The sequence below is a fragment of the uncultured Megamonas sp. genome, from assembly GCF_958438645.1.
Taxonomy (GTDB): Bacteria; Bacillota; Negativicutes; order Selenomonadales; family Selenomonadaceae; genus Megamonas.
The window spans coordinates 1-11,021 of the sequence record NZ_CAUBSM010000022.1; the positions used below are offsets into that span (position 1 = coordinate 1).

Sequence of the window (11,021 nt, forward strand, 5' to 3'; positions counted from 1 at the left end):
TGCATTTTTATCTAAATTGACAAAATGTGTAAACTATGTTTATTTTTTCAGGAGGTTTTATATTATGAGAAAAACAGAATGCTTAGCCATGATATTGGCTGGTGGTCAAGGGAGTAGATTAGGAGCTTTAACTAAAAATATAGCTAAACCAGCTGTGCCATTTGGTGGAAAATATCGTATTATCGATTTCCCATTGAGTAACTGTGCAAATTCCGGCATTGAAACAGTAGGTGTACTTACTCAATATCGTCCACTAGAATTGCATACATACCTAGGTACTGGTGAAGCATGGAATCTTGACCGCAAAAATGGTGGTGTATATATTTTACCTCCATATGCTAGAGAAAAGGGTGCAGATTGGTATAAAGGTACAGCAGATGCAATTTACCAGAATATCAATTTCATCAATAAAGCTAATCCAGATTATGTTTTAATCTTATCTGGTGACCATATCTATACAATGGATTATGCTAAAATGATTGAAGCACATAAAATGAATAAAGCAGAAGCTACAATCGGTGTAATTAAAGTTCCAATGAAAGAAGCTTCTCGTTTTGGTATTATGAGCACAGATAAAGAAGGTCGTATCACTAAATTTGCCGAAAAACCTGCTAAACCAGAAAGCAATTTAGCTTCTATGGGTATTTATGTTTTTAGTTGGGGATTCTTACGTGAATACTTAGAAAATGATGCTAAAGATGAAACTTCTAGTCATGACTTTGGTAAAAATATTATTCCAAAAATGCTCGCTGACCAAGCTAGATTATATTCCTATGCATTTGAAGGTTATTGGAAAGATGTAGGAACTATCGACAGCCTTTGGGAAGCTAACATGGATTTATTAAAAGAAAAACAACCATTTGGAATGAATGGTAAATGGAAAATATATTCCGTAGATATGGCTATGCCACCTCATTATGTAGGACCAAAAGCTAAAATTAAAAACTCTCTTGTAAGTGAAGGTTCTATGATTTGTGGCGAAGTAAAAAATTCTGTTATATTCCCAGGCGTACGTATTGCTAAAGGTGCTAAAGTAAGCAACTCCGTAATTATGCCATTTGCTAAAATTGAAGCAGATGCTGTTGTTGAAAAAGCTATTGTAGCTCAAAATAGCAAAATTGAAGCAACAGCTCAAGTTGGCAGTGATGATGGCAGTATCGTAGTAATTCCTGAAGGCGAAACTGTACGACCAATGATTGTTTCCGATGCAACTGAAAATGTAAATGTGGGATAAGTGAGGGTTATAATTATGAAAAATGTTCTCGGAATAATGGATTTATATGAAGATGATAAACAAATAAGAACACTTACAACTAAAAGACCAATTGCAACTTTACCATTTGCAGGTCGTTATCGTTTGTTAGACTTTGCTTTGTCCAGTATGGTTAACTCTGGTATTACTAAAATCGGCATGATGATGCCAGCAAAATCTCGTTCTATCTTAGACCATCTCCGTTCTGGTAAAGATTGGGATTTAGCACGTCGTCATGATGGTTTATTCTATTTACCTGCTATAAAAATGGATAAAGATAGTCGTAATGGTAATTTACAATCTTTCTATAGACATATGAGCTTTATCAGACAGTCTGAACAAGAATATGTATTGATTTGTAATAGTCGTTTCGTTTACAATATCGATTTCACAACAGCTCTTCGTTTCCATCAGAATACTGGGGCTGATATCACTATGATTTATCATATTGAAAATAAAGAACGTCCAGATAATGCTACTATTTTACAAACTAGTGAAAATGGTCTTGTTACTGAAATTGCAAATCGTCCAGCTGTTTACGAAAATTCTAAAGTATTCATGGGCATCTATTTAATGTCTCGTGAAAAATTTATGGAAATCGTATGTACAGCATATGAACGCGGTGGTTATGATTTCTTGATTGATGGTATTTTACGTCATCAAGATAATTTAAATATTTATGGTTTCCAACATGAAGGTTATGTATCTGAAATTTGTTCCACAATTTCTTATTTCAAAACTAATATGGATTTGTTAGAACCTGAAATTTGGGAAGAATTATTCATGGGTTACAACCCAATTTATACAAGAGTTCGTGATGAAGCTCCTGTACAGTATAAAAAACAAGCAAAAGTTAGCAATTCTTTAGTAGCAAATGGCTGTGTAATTGAAGGCTCTGTAGAAAACAGTATCTTATTCCGTGGTGTTAAAATCGGAAAAGGCGTTCAAGTTAAAAACAGTGTAATCATGCAGAATTGTGAATTACAAGAAGATGCTCTAGTAGAAAATGTAATTTGCGATAAAAATGTAATTGTATCTGATGGTAAATGGCTAAAAGGTGCAGAAAATTATCCATTGATCATTGAAAAGAATACAGTTATTTAATCCAAAAAATAAGTTTAAATAAGTTAAAAAATATAGTAATTATCTCTAAAGTTGACTTTATGAGATAATTACTGTATTTATGAATATATATAATATAAAATATTAATATATAGGTTTTGGTTTTTTATAGATATAAAGTTTTTATTTCAGGGTAGTGCGATTAAGGTAAAAACTTATAGGGGGAAGTAATAGTGAGTGTAGGAATAATCAATAAGCAAATTGAAGAGAGAGCTTCATTACAGAAAAATTTCTTAAAAACAGCAAATATGTTATTTGGTAAAGACTGGAATGAATTGACTAAAGAAGAATTATATCAGACTTTAGTTAGAACAATCCGTCAGTATATCAGTGAAAACTGGATCATGACTAATAAATATTATGAAGAAAATAAATGCAAAGAAGTGTATTATTTTTCCATTGAATTTTTATTAGGTCGTTTATTAAATACAAATTTAATCAATCTTGATATGAAAGAAATCTGTAAAGAAGCCTTAAAAGACTTGGATATTGATATTACAGAACTCTTTAAACAAGAACCAGATGCAGGTTTAGGTAATGGTGGTCTTGGCCGTCTTGCTGCTTGTTTTATCGATTCTTTAGCTTCCTTAGGACTTCCAGGTCATGGTTGTACTATCCGCTATCAATATGGTCTTTTTGAACAAAAAATTATAGATAATCAACAAGTTGAAATTCCTGATAATTGGCTTAAAAATGGTTTTGCTTGGGAATATCGTAAAGCTGACAAAGAAGTTGATGTTCATTTTGGCGGTAACGCTTATATGGCTCAACAAGAAGATGGTTCTTTAAAATTAGTTCATGAAGGTTATAATACAGTTGCTGCTGTTCCTTATGATGTGCCAATCGTAGGTTATCATAACAATGTAGTAAATACACTTCGTCTTTGGAATGCTGAAGTACCACAAGACTTTGCTTCATTATCTGGTACTAGAGAACAATTACAAGAAAGATTGCGTCAATCTTATCGTGTACAGGCAATCACTTCTTGTTTGTATCCAGAAGATAGCTCCTATGAAGGTAAAATGCTTCGTTTAACTCAGGAATATTTCTTCGTATCCGCTGGTGTTCAAAGTATTGTTCGCCATTATAAACGTCGTAAAGGCGATTTAAAAGATTTTGCAAAGAAAATTGCTATTCATATCAATGATACTCATCCAGCAATGGCAATTCCTGAACTTATGCGTGTGCTTATTGATCAGGAAGGTATGGACTGGGATACTGCTTGGGATATTACTAAAAATACAGTAGCTTATACTAACCATACAATTATGCCAGAAGCACTTGAAACTTGGCCAATTGATATGTTCAAAAATCTTGTACCACGTATCTATATGATCGTAGAAGAAATCAATGCACGTTTCTTAGACGAAGTTCGTGCAAAATATCCAAATGATGAAGATCGTGTACGCAGAGTATCTATCATTCAAGATGGCGTAGTTCATATGGCTCGTCTTTCTGTTGTAGGTAGTCATAGTGTAAATGGTGTTGCTAAAATTCATAGTGATATCTTAAAAGCACATACTATGCGTGATTTTGATGAAATTTATCCTGGCAAATTCAATAATAAAACAAATGGTATTACACATCGTCGTTGGCTCATTGCTGCAAATCCAGAGCTTTCTGATTTGATCGATGAAGCTATCTCTGATAAATGGCGTAAAGATCCATCTCGTTTAATTGATTTGTTAGATTATAAAGATGATAAATCTTTCCTTGATAAATTAGCAGAAGTTAAAAAACAGCATAAGATTTATTTAGCTGGTCATATTAAACGTCGCAGTGGATTTACTATTGATCCTAATTCTTTATATGATATTCAGGTTAAACGTATCCACTCTTATAAACGTCAGATTATGAATATCTTACATGTAATGCATATCTATAATTTGATTAAAGCAAATCCATCTATTAAATCTGAAATGTTGCCTCGTACTTATATGTTTGCAGGTAAAGCAGCTCCTGGTTATCACATCGCTAAAGAAACTATTCGCTTGATCAACAATGTAGCTAATATCGTTAATAACGATAAAGATGTAAATGATTGCTTACATGTAGTATTCTTAGAAAACTACGGTGTTACTTTGGCAGAAAAATTATTCCCAGCAGCTGATGTTAGTGAACAGATTTCTCTTGCAGGTAAAGAAGCTTCCGGTACATCTAATATGAAATTCATGATGAATGGTGCTATTACACTTGGTACTTTAGACGGTGCTAATGTGGAAATTTGCGATGCTGTAGGAGAAGAAAACTGTGTTATCTTCGGCTTAAAAGCAGAAGAAGTAATGGAATACTATAAAAATGGTTTATATTCTGCATGGACTGAATATAATACAAATCCAGCAGTTCACAATGTAGTTGATGAATTATTGACTGGTCCATTTGTAGGCAATGGTGATTTCCATGACTTACACAACTACTTATTCAATAGTAATGATGAGTATTTTGTATTTAAAGATTTCAACTCTTATATTGATGCTCATGTAAAAATTAGAGAAAAATATCTTGATCGCTATGGTTGGTTAAAATCCAGCTTAATCAATATTGCACATTCTGGTATCTTCTCTAGTGATAGAACTATCAGTGAATATGCAAAAGATATTTGGAAAGTAGAACCTGTTAATTTAATAAAATAAATGACTCCAAAGGAGAACTAAGAATATGGAAGTATCCGCATTAAATGATTTTGATTTGTATTTGTATCATCAAGGTACAAATTTCTATACGTATCAAATGTTAGGAGCTCATTTTGTAGTAGAAGACGGTGTAGAAGGTGTCCGCTTCGCTGTATGGGCACCTCATGCTAAAGCTATAAGTGTAGTAGGAGATTTTAACAATTGGGATTACAATGAAAATCCGATGAAAAGGATTTCCGATGGTGAAGTTTGGGTAACTTTTATTCCTAATTTAAAACAAGGTGAAATTTATAAATATTCTATAGAACCATTCAATGGCGGCGAACGCTTCTTAAAAGCTGATCCATATGCTTTTTATGCTGAAAAGAAACCAAAGACAGCTTCTCGCCTCTATGATTTACGCGGTTATGAATGGCATGATGAAAAATGGCAGAAAAAACAGCAACAAGAAGCTTCTTATGATAAACCTATGCTCATCTATGAAGTGCATTTAGGTTCATGGCGTCGTGATGCTGAAGGTAATTATTTAACATATAAAGAAGCAGCTAAACAGCTCATCGCTTATGTTAAAGAAATGAATTATACTCACATTGAATTTATGCCACTTTGTGAACATCCATTTGATGGTTCTTGGGGTTATCAGGCAACTGGTTATTATGCAGTAACTAGTCGTTATGGTGAACCAAAAGATTTCATGTATTTAGTTGATTTAGCACATCAAAACAATATTGCGATCATCATGGACTGGGTTCCAGGGCATTTTTGCAATGATGCTCATGGTCTTCGTCGTTTTGATGGTGAAACTTTATATGAATCTGATAATGAAAAACGTCGTGAAAACTGGCAATGGGGTACAACTAATTTTGACTATGGTCGTCGTGAAGTGCATAGCTTCTTGATTTCTAATGCTCTATTTTGGTTAAATGAATATCATATTGATGGACTTAGAATTGATGCTGTAGCGAATATGTTGTATTTGAACTATGGTCGTGAAGAAGGTCAGTGGGAACCTAATAAATACGGTGACACTGGTAACCTTGAAGCAATGGAATTGATTAAAAATCTAAATGAAGCGATTTTCAAATATCATCCAAATGCTTTGATGATGGCAGAAGAATCTACATCATGGCCTATGATTTCTCGTCCAACTTATATGGGTGGTATGGGCTTTAACTATAAATGGAACATGGGCTGGATGAATGATATGCTCAAATACATGAGCCTTGATCCTATTTATCGTAAATGGAATCATGATAAAATTACATTCTCTTTGATGTATGCTTTCTCCGAAAACTTCGTTTTACCATTATCTCATGATGAAGTAGTTCATGGTAAATGTTCCTTGATTGAAAAAATGCCAGGTGATTATTGGCGTAAATTTGCTGGTCTTCGCTCCTTCTTTGGTTATTGGATGACTCATCCAGGTAAAAAATTATTATTTATGGGTGGCGAATTCGGTCAATTTATTGAATGGAAATACGATGACAGCTTAGATTGGCATTTAGCTGAATTATATCCAATGCATACAAAAATGCAGAGATTCTCTAAAGAATTGAATAAATTCTATTGTGAACATAAAGCTTTATGGCAAGTTGATTTTGATTGGCGTGGCTTCCGCTGGATTGATTGTAATGATAATGAAAATAGTGTAATTTCCTTTATTCGTTACGCTGAAGACCAAGATGATTTTATCATCGTTGTATGTAACTTTACTCCAGAAGTACGTCATGGTTATCGTATCGGTGTACCTGAAAAAGGCATTTATCAGGAAGTATTTAATACAGATAAAGAAGAATACGGTGGATCTAATGTGTTAAATGAAGGTGATTTTAAAACAGAAGATGTATTCTGGCATAATTTAAATCAATCCATTCAAATTACATTACCACCACTTGGTACTGTATATTTCAGATTAAAAATGCGTCCAGTTGAAACTAAAAAACAGGCGATAATTGAAAATACAAAACCAGAAACTGTAAAACTTACTGGTAATAAATCTAAACAGAATCAAAAGGCTAAAGCTTACGCTTTGAAATAATTTTAGTAGATAATTATAGCCCATATAATTTAATTATATGGGCTATACAATGTAGGGGAAGGTTGTGTTATAGTGTTAAAAGTCTTATATGTAGCATCAGAAGCTGTGCCTTTTGTAAAAACAGGCGGTCTTGCAGATGTAGCGGGTTCTTTACCTAAAGAATTAAAACAAAAAGGTGTAGATGTTCGTGTTGTTATACCAAAATACAGTGGTATAAAAGAAGAATATCGCAATAATATGGAACATATTTATGATGGTGAAATCAATGTTTCCTGGCGTAAAAAATATCTAGGTATTGATAGATACGATTATAAAGATGTACCATTTTATTTCATTGATAACCAAGAATATTTCTATCGTGAAGGATATTATGGTTATCCAGATGATGTAGAAAGATTTACTTTCTTCTGCAGAGCTGTTCTTGAAATGCTTCCTCATATTGATTTTTGGCCAGATGTTATTCATATGAATGATTGGCAAACTGGTTTAATTAGCGTTTATTTAAAACTCGAACATAATAAAGATGTACGCTATAACAAGATTAAAACAGTATATACTATCCATAATCTAAAATATCAAGGTCGTTTCTGGAAAGGATATTTACCAGATGTATTAGGTCTTGATTGGAAATACTTTAATAATGGCGACTTAGAATATTTCGATGATATCAACTTTATGAAAGGTGCTATCGTATATTCTGATAAAGTTACTACTGTAAGTCGCAGTTATGCTAAAGAAATTCAAGATCCATACTATGGTGAAGGTCTTGAAGGAATGCTTCAAAAACGTGATGCGGATTTATCTGGTATTATCAATGGTCTTGATTATGAAGACTATGATCCAGAAACAGATAAGTACATCTTTAAAAACTTTGATGTACATAATGCAATTGCTATCAAAGGTGATAATAAAGAACAACTTCAGAAAAAATTGGGCTTACCAGTAAATCGCAAAATTCCAATGATTGGTATGGTAACTCGTTTAGTTGAAGCTAAAGGTCTTGATTTAGTTACACGTATCTTAGATGAATTACTTGAATATGAAAATGTACAATTTGTAATTTTAGGTACAGGCGATAGACAATATGAAGACTGGTTTAAAGGTCTTGTATGGCGTTATCCAAAAAAAGTATCTGCTAATATCTTCTTTAATAATGAATTAGCACATCAGATTTATGCTGCAAGTGATTTATTCTTGATGCCATCTCAATATGAACCATGTGGTATTGGTCAGCTTATCGCTCTTCGCTATGGTACTGTGCCAATTGTACGTGCTACAGGTGGTTTAAAAGATACTGTTGAAGCATATAACAATTACACTCAAACTGGTAATGGCTTTAGCTTTAATAACTACAATGCACATGAATTATTATTCTCTATCAAACGTGCAATCGATGGCATTGCTGATGAAGGAAAACACATTCATCTCGTTGAAAATGCTATGACAGCTGATTACAGTTGGGAAGAATCAGCTAAACAATATAAAGAATTATATAATAGCTTAAAAGCTGAATAATTGGCTTAAAGCTAAATTTTATCGCTTAATACGACTTTAGTAGAAATTTTGCTTGATTAACAAAATAAGGTCTGTATTAAGCGATAATTATTTTATGAGCAAATAATTTAAAAGATTTGGTCAGGGGAGGGATAAGATAAATGATTTTTCATGATTCACAAAATCCATATTATCGCAGTCCTATAGGAGCAGTGCCGACACAGTCTTTTGTGAGATTGGCTATAGATGTTGATTTAAAAGATAAAATATCTTCAGTACGTCTACATACGTGGCAAGAATCTTGTGGCTCGATATATTATAATTTAAAAAAATCTTCATGGGATGAAAAACATTATTTTATAGATTTAGATATGCCGGAAGATGGCTGTCTTGTCTGGTATTATTTTATAATTGAATTAGCTGATGGAAAATTGCTGTATTATGGAAATAACAAAGCTCAAATGGGTGGAATCGGTCAAGAAGCAATAGAAGTACCACCATCTTATCAAATTACCGTATTTAAGAAAGATGTAAAGACACCAGATTGGTTTAAAAAATCCGTAATGTATCAGATTTTTCCTGATAGATTTTATCGTAGTGGTAATTATATTCCGCGGAAAAAACATGCAGTGCTTCATTGTGATTGGAATGAACCACCGATGTATTATTTAGATCCTGATACTAAAAATGTTGTCACTTATGATTATTTTGGGGGAAATATTCAAGGTATAAAAGAAAAATTATCTTATTTAAAAGATCTAGGAATATCGGTAATATATTTTAATCCTATCTTTAAATCACGTGCAAATCATCATTATGATACAGCGGACTATCATCAAGTTGATCCTATGTTTGGCACAAATGAAGAATTTGCTGAGCTTTGCAGTCAGGCAAAAGAAATGGGCATTCGCATCATCTTAGATGGTGTATTTAGCCATACTGGCAGTGATAGTATATATTTCAATCGCTTTGGCAATTTTGATAGTGTAGGTGCGTATCAATCCAAAGATTCACCGTATTATGAGTGGTATGATTTTAAAGAATATCCTCGTAAATATGATTGTTGGTGGGGCTTTACTAGTATGCCAAATACAAAGGAAACGACACCATCATATATGGATTTCATCATTCGCAGTGAAGATAGCGTGATGAATTTTTGGATGGACAAAGGTATAAGTGGCTGGCGTTTAGATGTAATTGATGAATTGCCACAGAAATTTACTCGTTGCTTTTATCAAAAATTAAAGAAATTAGATAAAGATGCAGTTATCATCGGCGAAGTATGGGAAGATGCTTCAAATAAAATAGCCTATAATGTTCATCGTGAATATCTTTGTGGTTATGAAATGGATAGTGCGATGAATTATCCATTGCGTAAGATTATTTTAGATTTTATTTTAAAACAAAAGACTGCCCAAGAAACAGAAGTGAGTATTTTAAATCAGCATGAAAATTATCCTGAAGAAAATCTCTATGCTATGATGAATTTATTAGGTAGTCATGATGTAGAACGTGTTTTGACATTATTGGGTGAAGCTCCAAGCGTGGAAAATGTGCCGGCTTGCGTGCAGGCAAAATATAAATTAGATGATGCACATTTGCGTTTAGGTATTGCTCGCTTGAAATTGGCTGTTGCTTGGCAGATGACATTGCCAGGTGTACCATCAGTTTATTATGGTGATGAAATCGGTATGCAAGGATATCGCGATCCACATAATAGAGCAAGTTATAAATGGGATGATGCAGATAGCAATTTACGTCATTTCTTTACACGCATGATTTCGCTACGTAATCATAGACCTGTATTGCAAACTGGCTGGTATGAACCAATATATGCTCAAGATGATGTTTTAGCATATATGAGAACGACTAAATTAGGTAGAGATAGATTTAATCAAAAAATGCAAGATGATTGTATTTTAGTCGTTTTAAACCGTCATCAGGAAAAAACAATGACAGTAGAAATAAATGTTCATGGTTTTTGTCAGCATAAATTACATGAAGTGACTGGTATGTATCCTGATGTGGAAATCGTAGATAATAAAGCTAAAATAGAGATAGAACCACTTACAGCTTTAGTATTTGAACAGGAAAAAGAAAAGATAGAATATGCTAGAAAAGCAGGCATTATCATGCACCCAACATCATTCCCATCTGATTATGGTATTGGTGATTTAGGAAAAGAAGCTTATGATTTTGTTGATTGGTTAGTGAAGGCAAAACAAAAGATATGGCAAGTTCTCCCTTTAAATCCAGTAGGTTATGGAGCATCTCCTTATCAATCTCCATCTGCTTTTGCTGGCAATACTATGCTTATATCACCAGAAAAATTGGTGGAAATCAATTTATTAAATAAAAAAGATATTGTTTTAGATTATAAAGCAGATATTGATTATTGTGAGCCGCACACTTGTGATTTTAATCATGAGTTAGGCAAACAAAATAGTCAGCGTATATAGAAATATGTACGTAGAGATAGACA

At 33.2% G+C, this 11,021-nt stretch carries 6 protein-coding genes; all 6 read left to right on the forward strand.

What is annotated here, in order from left to right; all coding sequences use genetic code 11:
• Positions 1-64: 64 nt before the first annotated feature.
• The 6 genes from Q5I67_RS10275 (at position 65) to Q5I67_RS10300 (ending at position 10,998) form a co-directional block, all read left to right on the forward strand.
• The gene (locus Q5I67_RS10275) at positions 65-1,234 is read left to right on the forward strand and encodes a glucose-1-phosphate adenylyltransferase (RefSeq protein WP_302487257.1); all 1,170 of its coding nucleotides are present in this window, start codon (positions 65-67) and stop codon (positions 1,232-1,234) included.
• Between the two features lie 15 nt (positions 1,235-1,249).
• The gene (glgD, locus tag Q5I67_RS10280) at positions 1,250-2,356 is read left to right on the forward strand and encodes a glucose-1-phosphate adenylyltransferase subunit GlgD (protein ID WP_302487258.1); all 1,107 of its coding nucleotides are present in this window, start codon (positions 1,250-1,252) and stop codon (positions 2,354-2,356) included.
• 191 nt (positions 2,357-2,547) lie between these two features.
• Positions 2,548-5,007, forward strand: a complete 2,460-nt coding sequence (locus Q5I67_RS10285) for a glycogen/starch/alpha-glucan phosphorylase (protein WP_302487259.1) — start codon at positions 2,548-2,550, stop codon at positions 5,005-5,007.
• A 25-nt stretch (positions 5,008-5,032) separates the two neighbouring features.
• Positions 5,033-7,045 carry a 1,4-alpha-glucan branching protein GlgB gene (glgB, locus tag Q5I67_RS10290; protein ID WP_302487260.1) on the forward strand — a complete coding sequence of 671 codons (2,013 nt, stop codon included), beginning with the start codon at positions 5,033-5,035 and terminating at the stop codon, positions 7,043-7,045.
• A 72-nt stretch (positions 7,046-7,117) separates the two neighbouring features.
• Positions 7,118-8,560 (forward strand): glycogen synthase GlgA, encoded by a 1,443-nt coding sequence (gene glgA / locus Q5I67_RS10295; RefSeq protein ID WP_302487261.1) that lies wholly within the window; start codon positions 7,118-7,120, stop codon positions 8,558-8,560.
• 140 nt (positions 8,561-8,700) lie between these two features.
• Positions 8,701-10,998, forward strand: a complete 2,298-nt coding sequence (locus Q5I67_RS10300; RefSeq protein WP_302487262.1) for a 4-alpha-glucanotransferase — start codon at positions 8,701-8,703, stop codon at positions 10,996-10,998.
• Positions 10,999-11,021 lie beyond the last annotated feature (23 nt).

Coding starts and splice junctions, on each gene's coding strand:
- Q5I67_RS10275 (WP_302487257.1), top strand. CDS start 65: ATGAGAAAAACAGAATGCTTAGCCATGATATTGGCTGGTGGTCAAGGG.
- glgD (WP_302487258.1), top strand. CDS start 1,250: ATGAAAAATGTTCTCGGAATAATGGATTTATATGAAGATGATAAACAA.
- glgB (WP_302487260.1), top strand. CDS start 5,033: ATGGAAGTATCCGCATTAAATGATTTTGATTTGTATTTGTATCATCAA.
- Q5I67_RS10300 (WP_302487262.1), top strand. CDS start 8,701: ATGATTTTTCATGATTCACAAAATCCATATTATCGCAGTCCTATAGGA.